Annotated in this window: 18 protein-coding genes; 7 read left to right on the forward strand and 11 right to left on the reverse strand. The window is 72.1% G+C overall.

Annotated elements, in window-relative coordinates; translation table 11 throughout:
* Positions 1 to 148 precede the first annotated feature (148 nt).
* The 5 genes from AC3EUV_RS17880 to mce all read right to left on the reverse strand — a co-directional run bounded on the left by AC3EUV_RS17880 (position 149) and on the right by mce (position 8046).
* A complete protein-coding gene (locus tag AC3EUV_RS17880; protein WP_432145916.1) occupies positions 149 to 922 on the reverse strand; it encodes an ABC transporter permease in 774 nt (257 codons plus the stop codon).
* A gap of 3 nt (positions 923 to 925) precedes the next feature.
* Complete coding sequence (locus tag AC3EUV_RS17885; RefSeq protein WP_432145915.1) at positions 926 to 1951, reverse strand: ABC transporter ATP-binding protein; 1026 nt, start codon at positions 1949 to 1951, stop codon at positions 926 to 928.
* 143 nt (positions 1952 to 2094) lie between these two features.
* A complete protein-coding gene (locus AC3EUV_RS17890; protein ID WP_432145914.1) occupies positions 2095 to 3033 on the reverse strand; it encodes a coiled-coil domain-containing protein in 939 nt (312 codons plus the stop codon).
* A gap of 113 nt (positions 3034 to 3146) precedes the next feature.
* On the reverse strand, positions 3147 to 7397 hold the full coding sequence (gene scy, locus AC3EUV_RS17895; RefSeq protein ID WP_435603328.1) for a polarized growth protein Scy: 4251 nt from the start codon (positions 7395 to 7397) through the stop codon (positions 3147 to 3149).
* Positions 7398 to 7605: 208 nt separating this feature from the next.
* Complete coding sequence (gene mce, locus AC3EUV_RS17900) at positions 7606 to 8046, reverse strand: methylmalonyl-CoA epimerase (protein ID WP_190142113.1); 441 nt, start codon at positions 8044 to 8046, stop codon at positions 7606 to 7608.
* 173 nt (positions 8047 to 8219) lie between these two features.
* Here mce and AC3EUV_RS17905 point away from each other — a divergent pair, with 173 nt between their 5' ends.
* Complete coding sequence (locus AC3EUV_RS17905; protein WP_432145927.1) at positions 8220 to 9395, forward strand: acetyl-CoA C-acetyltransferase; 1176 nt, start codon at positions 8220 to 8222, stop codon at positions 9393 to 9395.
* A 74-nt stretch (positions 9396 to 9469) separates the two neighbouring features.
* On the forward strand, positions 9470 to 10429 hold the full coding sequence (meaB, locus tag AC3EUV_RS17910) for a methylmalonyl Co-A mutase-associated GTPase MeaB (protein ID WP_432145912.1): 960 nt from the start codon (positions 9470 to 9472) through the stop codon (positions 10427 to 10429).
* A gap of 642 nt (positions 10430 to 11071) precedes the next feature.
* Here the strand turns inward: meaB and AC3EUV_RS17915 are convergent.
* Entirely contained in the window at positions 11072 to 11764 is a 693-nt protein-coding gene (locus AC3EUV_RS17915) for a PepSY domain-containing protein (RefSeq protein ID WP_435603329.1), read from the reverse strand.
* A gap of 110 nt (positions 11765 to 11874) precedes the next feature.
* Here AC3EUV_RS17915 and AC3EUV_RS17920 point away from each other — a divergent pair, with 110 nt between their 5' ends.
* The gene (locus tag AC3EUV_RS17920) at positions 11875 to 12591 is read left to right on the forward strand and encodes a response regulator transcription factor (protein ID WP_432145910.1); all 717 of its coding nucleotides are present in this window, start codon (positions 11875 to 11877) and stop codon (positions 12589 to 12591) included.
* Positions 12592 to 12595: 4 nt separating this feature from the next.
* Positions 12596 to 13999 (forward strand): sensor histidine kinase, encoded by a 1404-nt coding sequence (locus AC3EUV_RS17925; protein ID WP_435603397.1) that lies wholly within the window; start codon positions 12596 to 12598, stop codon positions 13997 to 13999.
* A gap of 76 nt (positions 14000 to 14075) precedes the next feature.
* On the opposite strand, the gene AC3EUV_RS17930 is transcribed toward AC3EUV_RS17925, so the two are convergent.
* From AC3EUV_RS17930 to AC3EUV_RS17945, 4 genes are all read right to left on the reverse strand, one after another.
* Positions 14076 to 14552, reverse strand: a complete 477-nt coding sequence (locus AC3EUV_RS17930) for a MarR family winged helix-turn-helix transcriptional regulator (protein ID WP_432145908.1) — start codon at positions 14550 to 14552, stop codon at positions 14076 to 14078.
* A gap of 118 nt (positions 14553 to 14670) precedes the next feature.
* Entirely contained in the window at positions 14671 to 15444 is a 774-nt protein-coding gene (locus AC3EUV_RS17935; protein ID WP_432145907.1) for an AIM24 family protein, read from the reverse strand.
* Positions 15441 to 16091 (reverse strand): AIM24 family protein, encoded by a 651-nt coding sequence (locus AC3EUV_RS17940; RefSeq protein WP_435603330.1) that lies wholly within the window; start codon positions 16089 to 16091, stop codon positions 15441 to 15443. The genes AC3EUV_RS17935 and AC3EUV_RS17940 overlap by 4 nt, the downstream gene beginning before the upstream one ends.
* Positions 16091 to 16729 carry an AIM24 family protein gene (locus AC3EUV_RS17945; protein WP_432145905.1) on the reverse strand — a complete coding sequence of 213 codons (639 nt, stop codon included), beginning with the start codon at positions 16727 to 16729 and terminating at the stop codon, positions 16091 to 16093. The genes AC3EUV_RS17940 and AC3EUV_RS17945 overlap by 1 nt, the downstream gene beginning before the upstream one ends.
* Before the next feature lie 349 nt (positions 16730 to 17078).
* Between AC3EUV_RS17945 and AC3EUV_RS17950 the strand changes: the two genes are divergently transcribed.
* Complete coding sequence (locus tag AC3EUV_RS17950) at positions 17079 to 17429, forward strand: DUF3817 domain-containing protein (RefSeq protein WP_386691561.1); 351 nt, start codon at positions 17079 to 17081, stop codon at positions 17427 to 17429.
* Complete coding sequence (locus AC3EUV_RS17955) at positions 17426 to 17737, forward strand: MTH1187 family thiamine-binding protein (RefSeq protein WP_386691563.1); 312 nt, start codon at positions 17426 to 17428, stop codon at positions 17735 to 17737. Before AC3EUV_RS17950 ends, AC3EUV_RS17955 begins: the two co-directional genes overlap by 4 nt.
* Before the next feature lie 31 nt (positions 17738 to 17768).
* Here AC3EUV_RS17955 and AC3EUV_RS17960 read toward each other — a convergent pair whose 3' ends face one another.
* Positions 17769 to 18755 (reverse strand): ArsR/SmtB family transcription factor, encoded by a 987-nt coding sequence (locus tag AC3EUV_RS17960; protein ID WP_432145904.1) that lies wholly within the window; start codon positions 18753 to 18755, stop codon positions 17769 to 17771.
* A gap of 82 nt (positions 18756 to 18837) precedes the next feature.
* On the opposite strand from AC3EUV_RS17960, the gene AC3EUV_RS17965 reads away from it, so the two are divergent.
* On the forward strand, positions 18838 to 20262 hold the full coding sequence (locus AC3EUV_RS17965; protein WP_435603331.1) for an MFS transporter: 1425 nt from the start codon (positions 18838 to 18840) through the stop codon (positions 20260 to 20262).
* The last annotated feature ends 2 nt before the right edge of the window (positions 20263 to 20264 follow it).

Genomic DNA, 20264 nt, shown 5'->3' on the forward strand with positions numbered 1-20264 from the left:
GGAGGCCCGTCACCGCACCCAACAGCCCCGCGCAGCGGACCGGCCCGCCGCAGGCGAAACGGCGGGGGCACCGCGCAAGCGGGCAACAAACGGCGAGCAACAACCACGGCGGGAAAGCCAAAAACGCGGGCCAAAGCCCAGCGCAGCGTCACGCATCGCGCCGCCGAAGCAACACAAACCCACAAACCAACGCAACCCCCGTCCAAGCGATCATGATGCCGAGCCCGCCCCACGGCCCGTACGGCACCTGGTCGTTGGCCCGCGGTACCACCTGCATGATCTTCGAGCCGGCCTGGTCCGGCAGATAGCGGCCGATCTTCCGGGTCGCCGAGACGTTTCCGAGAATGTTCGAGATCAGGAAGAAGAACGGCATCAGGATGCCCAGCGAGAGCATCGGGCTGCGCAGCATCGTGGCCACCGCCATCGAGAACAGCGCGATCAGCGTCATATAGAGCCCGCCGCCGATCACCGCGCGCAGCACGCCCGGATCGCCGAGGTGCGCCCGGAGGTCACCGAGCACCGCCTGCCCCGCGAAGAACGTCACGAAGCTGGTGGCGAGGCCGACGACGAAGACCAGCGCGGTGGCCACCAGCAGTTTGCAGAACAGAAAGGTGCTGCGCTGCGGTACGGCGGCAAGGGAAGCGCGGATCATGCCGGTGCTGTACTCGTTCGAGACCACCAGCACCCCGAAGACGATCATCGCCAGCTGGCCCAGCCCCATCCCGGCGAAGCTGATGTTGGTGGCGTCGAACGCCAGCCGGTCGCGGGCCGGCATCGAGCTGAAGTCGTTGTTGGCCAGGGTGCAGATCAGCACGCCCAGGCCGATGGTGACGACCACGGCGATGCCCAGCGTCCACACCGTGGACCGCACCGACCTGATCTTGGTCCACTCCGACCGAATGACCTGCCCGAGCGCCGCCATCCGTCAGCTCCTCTTCTTCTGCCAGTCCGCGCCCCAGCCGGTCGGCTGCGGCTCACCCGGCCGGGCCTCGGCCGGCTGCGGTTCTCCCGGCGGCCGGGCCCCGGCCTGCGCCGGTACCGGGTCGCCGTCGTGCGCGTGATACTCCACCGACTCCGCGGTCAGCCGCATGAACGCCTCTTCCAGGGACGCCTGCTGCGGACTGAGCTCGTGCAGCACCAGCTGGTGCCGGGCGGCCAGTTCGCCCAGCCGGTCGGCGGGCACTCCGTCGATCTCCAGCGACCCGTTGCCGACGGCCACCGCGTCGATGCCCTCGTCGTGCAGCAGGTCCAGCAGCTTCTCCCGCTGGGGGGACCGCATCCGGACGTACGAGCGGGAGTTCTGGTGAATGAAGTCCTTCATCGAGGTGTCCGCCATCAGCCGGCCCTGCCCGATCACGATCAGATGCTCGGCGGTCAGCGCCATTTCGCTCATCAGATGCGAGGAGACGAAGACGGTGCGGCCCTGGGCGGCGAGGTTCTTCATCAGATTGCGGATCCAGTGGATGCCTTCGGGGTCGAGTCCGTTGACCGGCTCGTCGAAGAGCAGCACCTGGGGGTCGCCGAGCAGCGCCGCGGCGATACCGAGCCGCTGGCTCATGCCGAGCGAGAAGCCCTTCGAGCGCTTCTTGGCGACCGTGCTCAGCCCGACGGTGTCCAGCACCTCGGCGACCCGGCCGCGGGGGATGCCGTTGCTCTGTGCCAGACACAGCAGATGGTTGGCGGCGCTGCGGCCGCCGTGCACCGCCTTCGCCTCCAGCAGCGCGCCGATGTAGGTGAGCGGATCCTTCAGCTGCCGGTAGTGCTTGCCGTCGATCCGGACCGTCCCCGATGTCGGGTTGTCCAGGTCCAGCATCATCCGCATGGTCGTCGACTTGCCGGCGCCGTTCGGGCCGAGGAAGCCGGTGACCATCCCGGGCCGCACCGTGAACGTGAGGTCGTCCACGGCGACCTTGTCGCCGTAATGCTTGGTCAGCCCCTCGAGCTCGATCATGTACGGCACGCTAGGCGTCCCCGGGGGCCGCTGCCACCGGGGCGGGGCCGCCCGGTGGACCCCCGTACGCACGACGCCCCCGCACCACCACGGAGGCGGTACGGGGGCGTGCGACAGCCGGCCGAAAGCGAACCTGCGACAGGTCAGCGGCTCTGCTGGGCGGGGACGCCGCGGGAGACGGTCTCGTCCTCGCCGGGGGCGCCTGCCGCGGCCACGGCGGCACCGGTCAGCGTCGCCAGCATCTCGCGGACGTTGGTCAGCTGCGCGTTGATGGAGTCGCGGCGGTTCGTCAGCGCCGCCAGCTCGCGCTCGGATTCGCTGCGGATCCGGTCCGCCTTGGCGTTGGCGTCCGCCACGATGTCCTCGGCCTGGCGCTGCGCGGTCTCCACCGTCTGACGGGCCCGGCGCTCGGCGTCCGTACGCAGCTTCTCGGCCTCCAGGCGGAGCTGCTCGGCGCGGTGCTCGATCTCCGCGAGCCGCTTCTCGGCCTTGGCCTGACGCGAGGCCAGGTCGCGCTCGGACTGCTCACGGCGCTTGGCGAGGTTGGTCTCGAAGTCCGCGGCGGCCTGCGCGGCCTTGGCGCGGGTCTCCTCGAAGAGGGAGTCCGCTTCCTCCCGCTTGGACTGCGCGTCCTTCTGCGCCTCGGCGCGCAGGGTGGCCGCCTCACCCTTGGCCTTCTCGACGATCCGGGCGCCCTCGTCCTCGGCCTTCGCCTTGCGCTCCGAGGCGAACGACTCGGCGTCGTTACGGACCTGCTGGGCGGCCGACTCGGCCAGCTCACGGTGCTGCTCGGCGGCCCGGCGGGCCTCCTCGCGCAGATCCTTCGCCTCCTCCTCGGCGAGCCGGAGGATCTTCTCCACGCGCGCGCCGAGGCCCGCGTAGGACGGTTCGGCGTCATTGACCTGCGCCTGGGCGTTCTGCGTTTCGAGGTGCAGCTCCTCGATCCGCTTTTCCAGCGACGTGATGCGGGCCAGCGCGCTGTCGCGGTCGGCGACGAGCTTCGTAATGCGGTCATCCACCTGACCGCGGTCGTACCCACGCCGCACGAGCTCGAAGCCGAAGGGGGAGGAAGTGTCGCTCATGGGGTTCCTGTCGAAGAGACCGGTGAGGTGATAAGGAGAATCCTAGGGGCCACAACGGCGTGTCATCGAGTCATTGCCGGTTTGATCTGGAGAATGACCCCTCATTTGAGTGGCTACCCTTCAGACTGCTTGCCACTCGAACGAGTTGCACCCGCTCCTGCGGCTGCCTTCACACCGCCCCCCTTGCCGTCCCCGCCCCCGCCGGGTGCCTCGAACGATTCCAGCGCTTCCAGAACGTCCTGAACGCGGGAGATTTCGGCGTTGATGTCCTCCCGGCGGCGCACCAGCACCTCCAGCTCCCGCTTGCCCTCGTCCACGATCCGGGTGGCCTCCGCCTCGGCCTCGCTGCGCATCCGCTCCGCGTCGCGCACCGCCGTGGCCTTCTTGTTCTCGGCCTCCTTGATCAGGCCCTCGGCCTTCTTCACCGCCGAGATCCGGACCTTGCTCGCCTCGCTGTTCGCGTCCGCCACCATCCGGTCGGCCTTCTCCTCGGCCTCGACCTGCTGGGCGGTGGCCTGCGCGATGAGCTTGTCGACCCGCTCGCCGGCGTTCTTCATCGTCTCCGCCGACTCCCGGCGGGCCCGCTCGTGCAGCTCCTCGACCTCGGACTCGATCCGCTGGCGCAGCTCCTCGGCGCGGTCCCGGATGCCGGTGGCGTCCCGGCGGGCCTCCTCCAGCATCGTGTTCGCGTCCGTACGGGCCTTCTCCACCCGCGCATTGCCGTCCGAGGTCGCCTCCGCGACCAGCCGGTCGGCCTCCTTGCGGGCCGCCCCGACCATGGTGTCGGCCTGCTCCTCGGCGGCGGTGGCCGCGCTGAGCGCCTCCTCCTGGGCCTTGGTGACGAGCTGGTCCGCCTGCTCGGCCGCGTCCGCGCGGCGCTTGGCGGCGTCCTTGCGCGCCTCGTCGAGCAGCCGGTCCGTCTCCTGCTGGGCCTTTGTCCGGGTCTGCTCGGCGGCCGCCTCGGCGTCCTCCTTGAGCTTCGCGGACTCGTTACGGGTGCGGTTGGCGTGCTCCTGCGCGGCGGTGACCGTCTCGGCCGCCTCCGCCCGCAGCCGGTCCGCCTCCGCGGTGGCTGTCGCGAGCATCCGGTCCGCCTGCTCCCGGGCGTCGGCCCGGGTACGGTCCGCGTCCCGCTCGGCGTCCGCGGTCGTCTCCGCCGCCTCCGTACGCAGCCGCTCGGCCTCGGTCGCGGCCTCCGACATCAGCTCGTCGGCCTGCTCCGCGGCGTCCGAACGCGTCTTGTTGGCCGCCTTGCGCGCCTCGTCGCCGGTGTGGTCCGCGTCCCGGCGGGCCTCCTCCAGCACCTCGGCCGCCTCGGCCCGCAGCCGCTCCGCCTTCTCGGTCGCCTCCGCCACCAGACGGTGCGCCTGCTGCTCGCCCTCGGCCCGCAGCTGATCGGCGGCCTGCTGGGCCTCCTGGACCGTACGGTCCGCGTCGTCCTGCGCCGAAGACGTCAGCTCGGTGGCCTCGGTGACAATCCGTTCGGCCTCCGTGCGCGCCTCGGTGATCAGCCGGTCCGCCTGCTCCGCGGCGTCCGAGCGCATCCGGTTCGCGTCGTCCCGCGCCTCCGCACGGGCCCGCGCCGCGTCCTGCTCGCCGGCCGCCAGCGCGTCCGAGGCGTCGGTACGCAGCTGCTGCGCCTTCGCCGTGGCGTCCGCCACCAGCTTCTGGGCCTGGGCGGTCGCCTCCGACACCAGCCGGTCGGCCTGCTCGGCGGCCTCGGTCCGCGCCGTGTTGGCGTCCCGGCGTGCCTCGTCCAGCACTCCGGCCGCCTCGGCGCGCAGCCCGTCGGCCTCCTCGATGGCCTCGGAAACCGCCCGCTCCGCGAGGGACTTCGCGGCCTCCGTCGCCTCCTGCGCCTCCGCACGGGCCCGCGCCGCGTCCTCCGAGGCGCGCTCCCGCTCCTCGTAGGCGTCCTTACGGATCCGGTCCGCCTCGTCCTGCGCCTCGGACCTGGTGCGCTCCGCGGCGTGCTCGGCCGCCGAACGCAGCCCGGAGATCTCCTCACCGGCCTGCTCGTGCAGCCCCGCGACCGAGTCCCGCACCTGCTGCGCGGTCTGCTCGGCCGCGGCCACCAGCTCGCCCGAGCGCCGGTCCGCCTCCTCGACCAGCCGCTGGGCCTCCTCCTGCGCCTCGCCCACCCGCGTACGGGCCGACGCCAGCAGCTCCTCGCTCTGCTCGCGCGCCGCGGTGCGCTCCTGGTGGGCCTCCTCGCGGGCCCCGCTCAGCAGCTGCTCGGCCTCCCGGCGCCGCCGCGCGGCCTCCTCCTGGGCCGCGGCCAGCGCCTGCGCCGCCTCCGCGCCCGTACGCTCGGCGGCCGTCGCCGCCTCGGCACGGACCCGGTCCGCGGTCTCCTGGGCCTCCGTCTTGAGCCGCTCCGCCTCGGCCGACGCCTCGGTGCGCAGCCGTGCCGCCACCGACTCGGCCTCGGAGCGGGCCGACGAGGCATCCGAAGCGGCCTCGTCGCGCAGCCGCTCGGCCTCCTCCTCGGCCTGCTGCGTCAGCGTCCGGCGCCGCTCGGCCGACTCCGCCTTGAGTCGGGCCGCCTCCTCCTGTGTCTCCCGGCGCAGCCGCTCCGCCTCCGCGCGGGCGTCGCGCAGCGACCGCTCGGCGGCGGTGATCTTCTCCTCCGCCTCGCGGTGCAGCCGGTCCAGCTCGTCCTGCGCCTCGGCGCGCCGCTCCTCGGCGGCCTGCTCGGCCTCCTCGCGCAGCCGGGCGGCGGACGCCTCCGCCTCGGTGGTCACCATCTCCGCGGCCTGGGCGCCCTCGGTGAGCAGCTCCTCGGCCTCCGAACGGGACCGCTCCAGCGCCTCCTCGGCCTGCCGGCGCAGCGCCGAGGCCCGCTCGATGGCCTCCGTCCGCACCCGCTCGCTCTCCGCGACGGCTCCCGAACGGGTCTCCTCGGCGTCGGACTTGGCCTTCGCCAGCAGCTCCTCGGCGGTCCCGGCCGCCTCCTCGATCTGCCCGACCGCCTCCCGGCGGGCCTCGCCCCGGATCCGCTCGCCCTCGGCGACCGCGTCCGCGCGCAGCTGCTCGGCCTCCCCGCGCAGCCGCCGTGCCTCCTCCTGGAGTTCGACGGTCTTGGCGCGGTACTCCTTGGTGTCGTCCTTGGCCGCGCCCTTGAGCTGCGCCACGGTGTCGTGGGCCTCTTCGCGCAGCCGGTCCGCCTCGGACTCGGCCTCCTTGCGCAGCCGTTCGGCCTCCTCGGCGGCGGCCTTGGTGGTGGCCTTGGCGTCCTCCGACGCCTTGGTCAGCACCTCCTCGGCGCTGCGCGCGGCCTTCGCCAGCTGCGCCGCGGCGTCCTCCGACGCCTGCGACCGGGCGGACTCCTGCGCCTCGGCGACCAGTCGCTCGGCCTCCGCGCGGGCGTCCGACCGCAGTTGCTCGGCCTCGGCCTTGAGCGCCTCGGCCTCCTTGGTGGCCTCACCGACCAGCCGGGCGATCTCCGCCTTGGCCGTACGGGTGCGCTGCTCGTTGTCCGACTCGGCGGCCGTCAGCCGCTTGGTGGCGCTCTGCTGCGCCTCGTCGACCAGCTTCTCCGCCTCGGCGCGGGCCTCGCGCAGCGCCTTGTCCGCCTCCTGGACACGGGCCTCGGCGGTACGGGTCAGCTCCGCGGCCTGTCGGCGGGCCTCCTCCGACTCGGTGCCGACGCTGGTCCGCAGCTGCTCGGCCTGGTCGGTGGCCTCCTGGGCCTGGCTGGAGGCGGCGTTCAGCAGCCGCTCGGCGTCCGTACGCGCCCGGCGCAGGATGCCTTCCGCTTCGGTGCGGGCCTCCGCGGCCTCGCTGCCGAGCCGCTCCCGGGCCTGTTCGGCCAGCCGCTGGGCCTCGGTCCGCGCGGCGGCCAGCGCCTGCTCGGCCTCCCGGCGGGACTCCTCCATGAGCCGACGGGCCTGCGACTCGGTGCGGGCCCGCAGTTGTTCGGCCCAGGCGACGTTCTCGTTGACATGCGATTCGACGGTCTGCCGGCGCTCGTTGAGCTCCTCGTCGAGCCGCTGCCGGCGGGTGACCGCCTCGGCGTGCAGCTCGGCCTCCAGCCGGGACTGCCGTTCGGCCTGCTCCTGGAGCAGCCGCTGGGTCTGTGCCCGTGCCTCGCGCAGCTCACGCTCGGCATCGGTACGCAGCTGGTCCGCCTGGATCTGCGCGTTGCGCAGCAGCTGTTCGGCCTGATGACTGACGTTGTCGTAGGCAGGGCGGGTCGCGAGGTTGCGGCGCGCCTCATGGAGCTTGGCGCGCAGCACCTCGACCTGATAGCCGAGGTCGTCGGCGTGCTGAACGGCCTTGTCCCGCTCCGTCTTCAGCCGCTCCATCTCGGCCTCGAACTGCGAGAGGTGGTCGTCAGCCTCGTAGCGGTCGTTGCCCCGCACTGCGCGGTCCCATCCGTCCCCTGGTCATGGTGGCGGCCTTCTCCGGTCCTGCGGCGCTCGTCCCGTACACGTCACGTCGTACCGGACTCGCGCCCATCGGAGCTGACCCTTCCGAAGAAATGGTGTCAGATCATCGGCAGGGTATGGACCGAGCCCCACTCCCTTACCCCGGCCGAAGCTGCACTCTACCGGCCGGGGAAGGTGAAGGTCAGTGGTCCGTCGAGGTGGTGGGCGCCGCGGTGACGAGTTCGGTGAGCACTCCATGACAATCCTTGGGGTGCAGGAAGGTGATCCGGGAGCCCATCGAGCCGGTCCTGGGCTCGTCGTAGAGCACCCGGACACCCTTGCCCCGGATGGCCTCGGAGTCGCCGTCGACATCCGCGGTGCCGAAGGCGATGTGGTGCACCCCCTCGCCGTTCTTGGCAAGCCACTTGCCCACCGCGGAGTCCTCGCGGGTGGGCTCCAGGAGCTGCAAATACGAGGCTCCGCCATCCGACGTTTCATTGATCTTGAGCATGGCTTCCCGGACCCCCTGCTCCTCGTTGACCTCGGTGTGGAACACCTCGAAGCCATACGTGGCACGGTAGAACTCGACAGTCTTGTCGAGGTCGAAACAGGCGATCCCGATGTGGTCGATTCGCGTCAGCATGGCTCCAGTGCACCGCCCGCACGGCTGGTTACGCAACGTGCGCGCGATCACACCCGCTTGCCGGTGACCCGGCGCGTACCGCTCAGTACATTGACGGGAACCCTCGTTAACTTCCCTGCAAAGGAAGGCCGCACCGCATGTCTGCAACGAACGGCACGAACGGCAGCACCTCAGTGATCGTGGCGGGAGCGCGCACCCCCATGGGCCGGCTCCTGGGATCGCTGCGGACCTTCTCCGGCGCCGACCTGGGCGCCGTCGCCATCAAGGCGGCACTCGACCGGGCGGGCATCGGCGGCGACCAGGTGCAGTACGTGATCATGGGCCAGGTGCTCCAGGCCGGGGCAGGGCAGATCCCGGCACGTCAGGCCGCCGTCAAGGCCGGAATCCCCATGAACGTCCCCGCGCTGACCGTCAACAAGGTCTGCCTCTCCGGCCTCGACGCCATCGCGCTGGCGGACCAGCTCATCCGCGCCGGCGAGTTCGATGTGATCGTCGCCGGTGGCCAGGAGTCCATGACCAACGCCCCGCACCTGCTCCCGAAGTCCCGCGAGGGCTTCAAGTACGGCGCGGTCGAGATGCTCGACGCGATGGCGCACGACGGCCTCACGGACGCCTACGAAGGCATCGCGATGGGCGAGTCGACCGAGAAGCACAACACCCGTCTGGGTATCGCCCGACCGGAGCAGGACGAGATCGCCGCGCGCTCCCACCAGCGGGCCGCCGCCGCCCAGAAGAACGGGCTCTTCGAGGCCGAGATCACCCCCGTGGAGATCCCGCAGCGCAAGGGCGACCCGGTCCTGTTCAGCCAGGACGAGGGCATCCGCGGCGAGACCACCACGGAGTCGCTCGGCAAGCTCCGCCCGGCCTTCGCCAAGGACGGCACGATCACCGCCGGCACCTCCTCGCAGATCTCCGACGGCGCCGCCGCGGTCGTCGTGATGAGCAAGGCCAAGGCCCAGGAGCTCGGCCTGGAATGGATCGCGGAGATCGGCGCGCACGGCAATGTCGCGGGCCCGGACAACTCGCTCCAGTCCCAGCCCTCCAACGCCATCAACCACGCCCTGAAGAAGGACGGCCTGGCCGTCGGTGATCTTGACCTGATCGAGATCAACGAGGCGTTCGCGGCCGTCGCCGTGCAGTCCATGAAGGACCTCGGAGTGTCCCCGGAAAAGGTGAATGTCAATGGCGGCGCCATTGCGCTGGGTCACCCGATCGGGATGTCCGGCGCCCGGATCGTGCTGCATCTCGCGCTGGAGCTGCGCCGGCGGGGCGGTGGCGTGGGTGCCGCCGCGCTGTGCGGTGGCGGCGGCCAGGGCGACGCGCTGATCATCCGCGTACCGGGTAAGTAAGCGAGAGCCCGTACGCCGGGTGCGTACGGGCTCGCCGATTCGCGTCACGAGCGAGCCGAAGGAGCCGAGCGGCGATGGTGGACGTCCCCCAGCTGGTGGAACAGGCACGGCAGGGCCGGCCGAGGGCCGTGGCACGGCTGATCTCCCTCGTGGAGGGGGCGTCGCCGGAACTGCGCGAGGTGATGGCGGCGCTGGCACCGCTCACCGGCAACGCGTATGTGGTCGGGCTGACCGGATCGCCCGGCGTGGGCAAGTCCACCACCACCTCCGCGCTGGTGACGGCCTATCGCAAGACCGGCAAACGGGTCGGCGTGCTCGCCGTCGACCCGTCCTCGCCGTTCTCCGGCGGCGCGCTGCTCGGTGACCGGGTCCGGATGAGCGAACACGCCTCCGATCCCGGCGTCTACATCCGCTCCATGGCCACCCGCGGTCATCTGGGCGGCCTGGCCTGGGCCGCGCCCCAGGCCATCCGCGTCCTGGACGCGGCGGGCTGCGACGTGGTCCTCGTCGAGACGGTCGGCGTCGGCCAGTCCGAGGTGGAGATCGCCTCCCAGGCCGATACGAGCGTGGTGCTGCTCGCACCCGGCATGGGCGACGGCATCCAGGCGGCCAAGGCCGGAATCCTGGAGATCGGCGATGTCTACGTCGTCAACAAGGCCGACCGGGACGGGGCCGATGCGACCGCCCGCGAGCTCAACCACATGCTCGGGCTCGGGGAATCCCGTACGCCGGGTGACTGGCGGCCGCCGATCGTCAAGACCGTTGCGGCGCGGGCCGAGGGTGTCGATGAGGTCGTCGAGGCGCTGGAGAAGCACCGGGCCTGGATGGAGGAGCGCGGTGTCCTCGCCCAGCGGCGCCGGTCCCGTGCGGCGCACGAGGTCGAGACGATCGCGGTCACGGCGCTGCGTGAGCGGATCGGGGATCTGCGGGGGGATCGGCGGCTCGATGCGTTGGCTGAGCGCATCGTTGCGGGGGAGATGGATCCGTATCGGGCGGCCGATGAGTTGGTTGATGGTGTGACTAACGGGGGCTGAGGGTTTCCGGCGTTCGGCGGGGTGTGGGTTGGCTGCGGGTGCGGTTGTGGCTGGGCGCGCAGTTCCCCGCGCCCCTGGTTTGTCGCCGTGCGTTGTTTGGTGCGGGGCCGTTGTGGCTGGCGCCGTTGCGGCGTTCGTGGGTGCCGCGGGGGTCGGAGGGGACGCACCGGGACCCGTCCTCGGCGCGGGCCACGCGGCTACGAGCGATTGAGCGCCCCGGTGTTTGCTCCGGTCCTGCGGGCGGGCCCCGGTACATCCCCTCCGACCGTCCCCCGTTGCCGACTGCCGGCCGGTGACACCGCGCCTCACGGCCCAGCTCGGCCCGCGCCCAAGCTGCGGGGCGTGGCCGGACCAGGTGCCTGCCAAGGGGTGCTGCTGCCTTGCCGTAACGGTGATTGGTACGGCGGGTCAGTCGCGTACGGACGGTGGTCGGAGGGGATGTCCGGTGCCCCGCCCGCAGGACTGGAGCGGACGCCGGGGTGCCTTACCTCTGGGACCCGCGTCGCCCGCGCCGAGGACGGGGTACCGGGCGTCCCCTCCGACCCGCCACCCACAAGCAACAGGCGAACGACGCCCAGCCACCGGCAACCCGCAAGGCCCCGCCCACGGCGAGGTGAGCGGGGCCTGGTGAGGGGCGGACGGTCAGTCGTCCGCGCCGTCGTTGTCGTCGTCGGCCTGCGCCGGAACGGCGCTCAGCTTGGCGGACTGCGGGTCGACCACCAGCTTGTGCTCCTTGCCGTCCTTGGCGAGCGTCTCGACCTCCCAGACCGCCTTGCCGCGGTCGTCGTCCAGGTCGACGGAGGTCACGGTGCCGTGCGGGGCGGCGGTACGGGCGGCCGACGCGGCGTCGGTGTGGGCGTTCCGGAGGGCGGCGCGCTCGTCGGCGTCGTCGTCATCGTCGTGGTCGATGCGCTGGTTCAGCACCCGCGCGTTGCCGGCGTCGAGGGTGACCTCGTGCCACTTGCCGTCCTTGCCCAGCACGTCCGCCTCCCAGACCAGGCCGGCCCGGTCCACGTCCAGGTCGAGGCCGGAGACGGTGCCGGGGACGGCCTTCAGGGCGGCGGCCGCGGCGTCCGGCGCGCTGACCTTGGCGGCGCGGGCCTCGCGGCGGTCCTTCTGGCCGTTGGCGTCGTCGTCCTGCATACGGATGCTGGAGCTGCCGTCCTGCACGTGGGCGGTGCCGGAGCCGGCGGGCGCCGTGTCGTGGGCGGCCGAGACCGGGGCGCCGGACCGGGCGCTGCCGGATCCGTCGGCGCTGACCGCGACGGCGGTGACCGTGCCGCCGGCGACGAGGGCGGCCGCGGCGGCGGTGGCGATGATCAGATGGCGCTTCATGTGTTTTCTCCCCTTGCGATCGGCTGTGCCAACACACTGGCCGAACCAAGCTGAAGGGGACCTGAAGGCACCTGAAGGGGGCTTCAGGAAGGGGATGGCATGGTGAGCGCATGCACCCGCCCGTCACGCAGTTCCGCCCGCCCGGCCCCGCCGCACACCGTCCGTACCGGCTCCTGATCGTGGAGGACGAGAAGCGGCTGGCCCTGTCACTGGCCAAGGGGCTGATGGCCGAGGGCTATGCGGTCGATGTGGTGCACGACGGTCTGGCGGGGCTCCACCAGGCGAGCGAGGAGAGCTACGACCTGGTCGTGCTCGACATCATGCTGCCGGGGATGAACGGCTACCGCGTGTGCGGGGCGCTGCGGGCGGCCGGTCACGAGGTGCCGATTCTGATGCTGACTGCCAAGGACGGTGAGTACGACGAGGCCGAGGGGCTGGACACCGGAGCCGACGACTATCTGACCAAGCCGTTCTCGTATGTGGTGCTGGTGGCACGGGTGAAGGCGCTGTTGCGGCGGCGCGGCCGGAGCGCGCCGCCGGTGCTGCGGGTGGGGTCGCTGGCCATCGACCAGGGGGCCCGGCGGGTCGAGCGGGACGGCGCCGAGGTGGCGCTGACGACGAAGGAGTTCGCCGTGCTGGAGCAGCTGGCGGTGCGGGCGGGCGAGGTGGTCTCGAAGGCGGAGATCTTGGAGCACGTCTGGGACTTCGCCTATGAGGGCGATGTCAACATCATCGAGGTGTACGTGAGCGCCTTGCGGCGCAAGCTCGGCGCCGGTCACATCGTGACGGTGCGGGGCGCGGGATACCGGCTGGTGGCCGGTGGGTAGCGTGCTGGGCTCGGTACGGGCCAGGGCGGCGGCCGGGGCGACCGTGGTGGTGGCCCTGGCGCTGATCGCGGCGGGTACGGCGGTGCTGCTGGTGCTGCGCGGCAATCTCCAGAACCAGGCGGGGCTGGAGGCGCAGGTCGCGGCGCGTGAGGTGGCCGCGAAGATCGCGACGGGGACGGCGTACGGCAAGCTGGATCTGCCGGACGGCGATGAGCATCCGGTGGTGGTGGTCGCCGATGACGGGCGGGTGCGGGCGGTCGGTGAGGACGTGCGGACCGTCGACGGGAAGCGGGTGGGCCCCGCGCAGGGTGCGGGGAGCGTCGTCCCGCCGCCGGCGGAGGAGGACGAGGACGGTGAGGACGACGACCGTGCGCTGAAGCCGGGTGAGGTCGATGACGACGTCGCGTACCGGGACGGGACCGCGGATGTCGACGGGACGGTGGCCGACTACCGGTTCGCGGTGGTCGAGGCCAAGGACACCCGAGGTGAGCAGGCGACGGTGTGGGCCGGGTCGGCGCTGGCGCCGGAGCGGGACGCCGTCGGGTCGGTGCGGGACGCCATGCTGCTGGGGCTGCCGCTGCTGCTCGTGGTGGTGGCGGGGGTGACCTGGCTGGTGACCCGGCGGGCGCTGCGGCCGGTGGAGGGGATTCGCGGGGAGATGGCGGCGATCACGGCGAGTACGGATCTGAGCCGGCGGGTGCCGGTGCCGTCGTCGAAGGACGAGATCGGCCGGCTGGCCCGGACGACCAACGAGACGCTGGCGGCGCTGGAGTCGGCCGTGGAGCGCCAGCGGCGGTTCGTCGCGGATGCCTCGCACGAGCTGCGCAGTCCGATCGCGAGCCTGCGGACGCAGCTGGAAGTGGGGGTGGCCCACCCGGAGTTGCTGGATGTGCCGGGCGCGGTGGAGGACACCGTACGGCTCCAGCGGCTGGCGGCGGATCTGCTGCTGCTGGCCCGGCTGGACGCGGGGGAGCGGCCGGGTGAGGCGCGGGTGGATCTGGCGGCGATGGTGCGTGAGGAGAGTTCGCAGCGGGTCGCGGACCGGGTGCCGGTGCGGACCGGGGAGCTGGCGAGCGTGGAAGTGGCGGGATCCCGTGGCCAGTTGGGCCGGGTGCTGGGGAATCTGCTGGACAACGCGCAGCGGCATGCCGTCGCGTCCGTGCGGGTGGCCGTGGTGCGCGAGGGGGAGTGGGCGGTGCTGCGGGTCGAGGACGACGGGCCCGGGGTGCCGGAGAGCGAGCGGGAGCGGATCTTCGAGCGGTTCGTCCGGCTCGATGACGCCCGGGCCCGGGACGACGGCGGGGCCGGGCTGGGGCTGGCCATCGCGCGGGATGTCGCGGTGCGGCACGGGGGTTCGCTGGCCGTGCGCACGGGCTCGGTGTTCGAGCTGCGGCTGCCGGTGGCCTGAAGGCCGGTGTGGCCCCGGAGGCGTCGTGGCCCCGGCGGCGAGGCCCCGGCCCGGTCAGGGGGCCGAGGCCGGCCGGTCAGAGGCCGCCGCGCTCCTTGCGGAGGTGTTCGGCCACCGGAGTGAGCGAGCTGCGCAGCGCCTGGAGGTCCTCGGAGGTGAAGAGGTCGATGAAGTGCTTGCGGACCGAGGCGACATGGTGCGGGGCGACCCGGCGCATGGTGTCCCAGCCTTCGTCCGTGAGGACGGCGTAGAGGCCACGGCGGTCCGACTCGCAACTCTCCCGGCGCACCAGACCGGCGTTCTCCATCCGGGTGATCTGGTGGGAGAGACGGCTCTTGGACTGGAGGGTGCTGGCTGCCAGGTCGCTCATCCGCAGGCGCCGTTCCTCGGCCTCGGAGAGGTTGACCAGGATCTCGTAGTCGTTGTTCGTCAGGCCGAACGGTTGCAGATCCCGCTCGAGTTGGTGCATCAGCAGCCTGCTGACATCGAGGTGGGTGCGCCAGGCACACTGCTCCTGGTCGGTCAGCCAGGGGGTGTCGCTGTCGGTCGTCATGGAGTGAATTCTACCCGTAAAAGTTGAATATCGAATTAATCTGCCGGGGGTGGCGCCTCGCCCGGCCGGGAGCCGGTTGTTGGTCAGACGTTCGAGGTCACCGTCCGCAGAGTACCGCTCACAGCCCGAAGCGGCGCTGGAGGCTCCCGAGGTTGCCGGGGAGCTGGGGCAGTTGTGAGCCACTTTGTGGGACGTGTCCGCCCCCGCCCGGAACGCCCGCTTCGGTGGGAACCGCGCCGGTCTCCCGCTCCGGCATCAGCTGCTCCGTCGACTGGAGCAGGACCGTGCCGGCCCCGACGAACTCGAATTGGTGCTCCTCTCCGGACGCCCCGCCGATACCGGTGTGCGCCCGCAGTCCGCCCAGGAATCCTCGCAGGTACTGATGGTCGTAGTGGTGGCACGGGGAGGGGCAGTCCGCCCAGCCGACGAGCGCCTGCGGGTCCACCCGGATCGGCGGCTCCATGAAGACCACCGGGCCGTTGGACGCGGCCACGAACTTGCCCGTGCCGATGAGGGTGAGAAAGCCCGGGATGATCGACTGCTTCAGCGACAGAGATGGCTGAAATGCGAGCAAGTTGCCCGAGCGAATCGTCAGGTTGCCGTCGTCCAGGTCGAAGGAGTTCACATCGAAGGCACGGTCCGCGAGCAGCATCTTTCCCCGGCCCTCGGCGACGACCCAGTCCGCGGCGTGCAGTGGCGAATGAAAACTTCCGGCGACCAGGCGGTCCAGGCGGCCGTGTCCGATGCCCTGGAAGTCGATCTGCCCGTAGTAGGCGATCATCTTCCCCTTCTGGAGGAACCACTGGCCGTCCAGCTCGACGCTGAAGGCATACGCATGGACGTTGTCGTCGGCGGGGAGCGAATGGACATCGTGAACGACGGGACCGGTCACAGCTTTTCCTCCGACGCCTGTACGTAGACGGTGCCCTGGCCTGACAGCTCCAGCTGGAAGGCCTCGCCCGAGCCGCGGCCGACCATGTCGCGCCAGCCGAGCGCCGTGGACAGTTTGTTGCGGACGTCGCCGCGGTGGGCGACATAGGCCTGCGGGTCGACATGGACCGGGCGCTGGGGCGTGATCGGGAGTTCGATCACCCCGCCGTGCGCCATCACCGCGGCCGAGCCGACGCCCTGGAGGGTCGTGGTGAACAGGCCCTGGCCGGTGACCTGGCCGCGCACCATGCCCATCACCCCGCCCTGCGCGCCCATGAACATCGTGCCCTGCTGGAGCGCGCCGTCGAAGGCCAGCAGCCGGTCGGCCTCGACGTAGAGCGTCTCGCCGGTCAGGTCGACGACATGGACGTGATGGCCGCCGTGGCCGAACATCACGGTGCCGGTGCCTTCCACGGTCATCAGGGGGGTGGCTTCACCGGCGATCCGGCGGCCGATCATCGAGCCGATACCGCCCTGGCCGCCCTGGAGGTTCGGGGTGAAGGAGACCTCGCCGCGGTAGGCGAGCATCGCGCCGCGCTGGCTGAACATCTTCTGGCCCGGACCGATCCTGGCCTCCACCATGCGGGAGTTGAGCGCCGTGAACGGCATCAGACCTCACCGCCCACGGTGTTGCGCTCGCTGGGCTGGACGTACACCAGGCCCTCGCCCTCGAAGCGGATCTGGAAGGCCTCGCCGGAGCCCTCGCCGATGAAGGTGCGGAAGTTCACCCCGGACTGGAGGTGCTGTTTGAGGTCGCCGGTGTGGGCGACATAGGCGCCCGGGTCGACCTGGAGGGGGTACTGCTTGGTGACCCGCAGCACCACCGCGGGGCCGTGGGAGGTGATCGCCGCCTGGCCGCTGCCCTCGACGGTGGTGGTGAACAGGCCGTTGCCCTGGGAGGCGCCGCGCAGGCCGGTGAAGGTCGTGCCCGTACGGAGTGCGGCGTCCGTGCACAGCAGATTGCCGGCCTCCACGAACAGCTTCTCGCCCTGCAACTGCACCAGGTTGATCTCGCTCGCGCGGTCGGCGAAGTAGCAGGTGCCGTGGCCCTTCACCTCCATCACGGCCATCTGCTCACCCGTGAGCCGCCGGGTGACCATGCCGCGCAGGCCCTCGCCGCCGCCGGACATCTTCTTGAACGCCATCTGGCCGTCGTACGCGACCATCGCACCGTTTTTCGCCTTGACGGCGTCGCCGGTCATGTCGACGGCGAGCACCTTGCTCCCCTGGAGCCGAAACTGAGCCACGGATCAGACCGTAGTCGGCCGGGGCCGCGCGGGGCAGGTCCTTTGTCCCTGATATCGCCCTGAATCTCGTGCCGTGTGCCGGTCCGCCGGCCCTTGCCGCCCCCGGGCGCGGTGCTCGCCGGGGCGGCTGTAACAATGGGGCGAAGTTTGTGAACGCTTGCACAAGCCCACCCGTCGCCCGACCTCCACCCCCCGAAGACGGCGCTGCGCGCCGACTGCCCACCCGTCGCCCGACCTCCACCCCCCGAAGACGGCGCTGCGCGCCGACTGCCCACCCGTCGCCCGACCTCCACCCCCCGAAGACGGCGCTGCGCGCCGACTGCCCATCTGCCACCCGAACGAGGTTCCCGTGGACATCAAGACCGCCGCCGCCCTGCACCGACTGCGCCTGGCCTCCATTCCCGAGGCCATCTCCTTCCCGGCGCTGCTGATCTTCGGCACCGGCTTCCGTCTGGCCTTCGACTACGACTCGCTGGTGATGCCGCTCGGCATGATCCACGGCCTGCTCTTCATCACCTACGTGGTGCTGCTGCTGGACGTGTGGAACCGCACCAAGTGGCCGGTCAAGCGCGTCGCCTTCTTCTTCGTGCTGGCGATCCTGCCGTTCGGCGGCCTCTTCGGGGACCGGATCCTCAAGCGCGAGGAGGAGGCCGGAGTGATCGCGGCCCGGGCCCGTAAGGAAGGGGTCGTGAACGCATGATCGTCGCCTTCTCCGTCAGCCCGCTGGGCGTCGGCGAGGACGTCGGTGAGTATGTCGCCGACGCGGTCCGGGTCGTCCGGGAGTCCGGGCTGCCGAACCGTACGGACGCCATGTTCACCTCCATCGAGGGGGAATGGGACGAGGTCATGGACGTCGTCAAGCGCGCGGTCGCGGCCGTCGAGGCGCGCGCCGGGCGGGTCTCGCTGGTGCTGAAGGCGGACATCCGGCACGGCGTCACCGACGGACTGACCTCGAAGGTCGAGACCGTGGAGCGGTATCTCGGCGACGGCGGCGCTCCCCGGACCTGAGCGGTCCCGGACGCGCCCCGGCGGCGGGGCGTCAGCCGCCCGCCGCCAGGGTGATCCCCAGGGGGGTGCGCTCGTAGCGCACCTGATGTCCGTGCCGGCGCGAGACCAGCAGACCGGCGTCGCGCAGCACGGACAGATGCCCCGAGACGGACGACGGCGCCAGGCCGAGGCGGTGGGCCAGCGCCGTCGTGGTCGACGGGGTGTCGAGCGCGGCCAGTACGGCGGCGCGGTTCGCCCCCAGCAGCCGGGCCAGCGCCGGACCCGTCTCCGGTTCGGTCCACAGCCCGCCGATCCCGCGCGCCGGGTAGATCACGGTGGGCTGCCAGGGCGGATCGAACCCGCTGACCACGTCCGGCCACACGAAGACGCTGGGCAGCAGCAGCACCCCGCGGCCGTCCAGATCCTGCATCAGGGCGAGGTCGGCGCGGGTACGGACCGTCAGGGTGTCGCCCGACCAGGACAGCCGCGGATGCAGATCGGCGAACAGCCGCTGGAGCCCGCCGCCCGCCAACTGCCGTGACCGGTAGGCGATCTCGGCCTCCAGCAGCGCCCGCAGCCGCGGCCAGTCCGGTGCGATCAGGGCCCGCCAGGCCCGTTCGGTGACATCGGCCAGCTCCTGGACGGCCCGGACCGGATCGGCCAGCGCCGCCCGGCCGCGCGCCGACTCCGCGGCCGCCGGGATGCTCGCCAGCGACTTGGCCATCTCGGCACGGGCCAGCGCCGGGTCGGTGGCGCGCAGCCGCGCCAGCTCGTCCTCGAAGCCGGCCACCGGGGTGTCCGGCGGGCGGCCCAGGAAGTCGGGCGTGTAGCCCGGGGGGACCGACGGCATGAAGAGCCACAGCGGCGTCAGGTCCAGCCCGGCCAGCGTCTCGCGCATCCGGCGCAGCCATGGCGTGTGATAGCCGTGCCGGTCGGCGCGGCGCAGGGTCCGTACGGCCTCATGGGTCTCGCACAGCGGGGAGATGGCGAACCGGATGCGGAGCAGGTCATCGGCGCCGAAATGCAGGTTCACCGGCACGGCCGCACGCTCCCCCCGACACCAGGATTCGGCTGGAGCCGAAAGAATACGGGGCGGCACCGGGCTCCGGCATGCTGCGGACATGCCCTCGCCTTCCGGGCCCGCGCCGTCGGGCCGCCTTCCCGCCTGCCCTGATGAGGGCGCCGCCGACGCCGTGCCGCCCACGGCTGCGGCCCGCCCGGACGGCTATCGCGCCGTCTTCGCCGTCCCCGAGTTCCGGTACGTCTTCGCCGCGCATCTGCTGTCCTCGCTCGGCGTCGTCGTCTGCGAGATCGCGCTGTCCGTCCTCGTCTTCCGGCTCACTGCGTCGCCGCTGCTCAGCGCCCTGACCCTCGCGCTGGGGCTGCTGCCGTACGTGGTCGGCGGGACGCTGCTGTCGGCCGTCGCCGACCGGTATCCGGCCCGGCGGGTGCTGGTCGGCTGCGATCTGCTGTGCGCGCTGGCGGCGGCGGGGATGGTGGCGCCGGGCACCCCGGTCGGGGTGCTGCTGGTGCTGCGCTGTGTGCTCGCGGCCGTCGCGCCGGTCTTCGCCGGGACCCGGGCCGCGACCCTGGGGGAGATCCTGGGCGAGGGGGAGCTGTTCGTCCTGGGGCGCTCGGTGATCCGCATCGTGAACCAGAGCGCACAGCTCGCCGGGTTCGCCGCGGGGGGCCTGCTGCTGACCGTGGTGTCCCCGGCGGCGGTGCTCGCGCTCACCGCCGGTGCGTTCCTCGGGTCGGCGCTGCTGCTGCGGCTGGGGACCCTGGCGCGTCCGGCGCGGGACGGGGCCCGGGGCGCGGCGCGCGGGGCGCTGCTGGCGGCCTCGCTGGGCGGGGCCCGGCGGCTGCTGGCCGACCGCCGGGTGCGGGCGCTGCTGCTGCTGGCGTGGCTGCCGCCGGCGCTCGTCGTGATCCCCGAGGCGCTGCTGGTCCCCTACGCCGGCCTGCTCGGCACCGGCCCGGCCGGTATGGGACTGCTGATGTGCAGCATGCCCATCGGTGCGGTGCTCGCCGAGAGCCTGGTGGGCACGTTCCTCGGGCCGCGGGCCCGCACCCGGCTGACCTTCCCCATGGGCGTTTTCGCGGTGCTGCCCTCGCTCGGTTTCGCCGCCCGGCCCTCGCTCGGCTGGGCGGTGCTGCTGCTCGCGCTGACCGGCACCGGGATCACCTACAACTTCGGGGTCGACCGCTGGTTCGTCGCCGCGGTCCCCGACGCGCTGCTGGGACAGGCGATGACGGTGATGCAGGCGGGGCGGATGACGGTGATGGGCCTGGCGATGGGACTGGCCGGGGCCGCCGCGGAGTACGCGCCGCTGCGGGTCGTGATGCCGGCCGCGGGGGTGCTGGGGGCGGTCTGCGTACTGGCGGTGATCTTCGAGGTGCGGCGTACGGCGCCGGGGCCGGACGCGACGTTTGCCGGGCCGGACGGGACGTCCCACGGGCCGGACCACGCGTTCCCCGGGCCGGACCGATCGTCCCCCGGCCCGGTGCGCGGACCGGCCGGACCGGTGGCCCGGACCGAAAACTGAGA

This window comes from Streptomyces sp. bgisy130 (assembly GCF_057708345.1).

Excerpts from the sequence above, each read along its gene's own strand:
- AC3EUV_RS17920 (WP_432145910.1), top strand. The coding sequence starts at position 11,875 with ATGCACCCGCCCGTCACGCAGTTCCGCCCGCCCGGCCCCGCCGCACAC.
- AC3EUV_RS17885 (WP_432145915.1), bottom strand. The coding sequence starts at position 1,951 with ATGATCGAGCTCGAGGGGCTGACCAAGCATTACGGCGACAAGGTCGCC.
- meaB (WP_432145912.1), top strand. The coding sequence starts at position 9,470 with ATGGTGGACGTCCCCCAGCTGGTGGAACAGGCACGGCAGGGCCGGCCG.
- AC3EUV_RS17930 (WP_432145908.1), bottom strand. The coding sequence starts at position 14,552 with ATGACGACCGACAGCGACACCCCCTGGCTGACCGACCAGGAGCAGTGT.
- AC3EUV_RS17890 (WP_432145914.1), bottom strand. The coding sequence starts at position 3,033 with ATGAGCGACACTTCCTCCCCCTTCGGCTTCGAGCTCGTGCGGCGTGGG.
- AC3EUV_RS17955 (WP_386691563.1), top strand. The coding sequence starts at position 17,426 with ATGATCGTCGCCTTCTCCGTCAGCCCGCTGGGCGTCGGCGAGGACGTC.
- AC3EUV_RS17940 (WP_435603330.1), bottom strand. The coding sequence starts at position 16,091 with ATGCCGTTCACGGCGCTCAACTCCCGCATGGTGGAGGCCAGGATCGGT.
- AC3EUV_RS17880 (WP_432145916.1), bottom strand. The coding sequence starts at position 922 with ATGGCGGCGCTCGGGCAGGTCATTCGGTCGGAGTGGACCAAGATCAGG.
- AC3EUV_RS17915 (WP_435603329.1), bottom strand. The coding sequence starts at position 11,764 with ATGAAGCGCCATCTGATCATCGCCACCGCCGCCGCGGCCGCCCTCGTC.
- mce (WP_190142113.1), bottom strand. The coding sequence starts at position 8,046 with ATGCTGACGCGAATCGACCACATCGGGATCGCCTGTTTCGACCTCGAC.
- AC3EUV_RS17965 (WP_435603331.1), top strand. The coding sequence starts at position 18,838 with ATGCCCTCGCCTTCCGGGCCCGCGCCGTCGGGCCGCCTTCCCGCCTGC.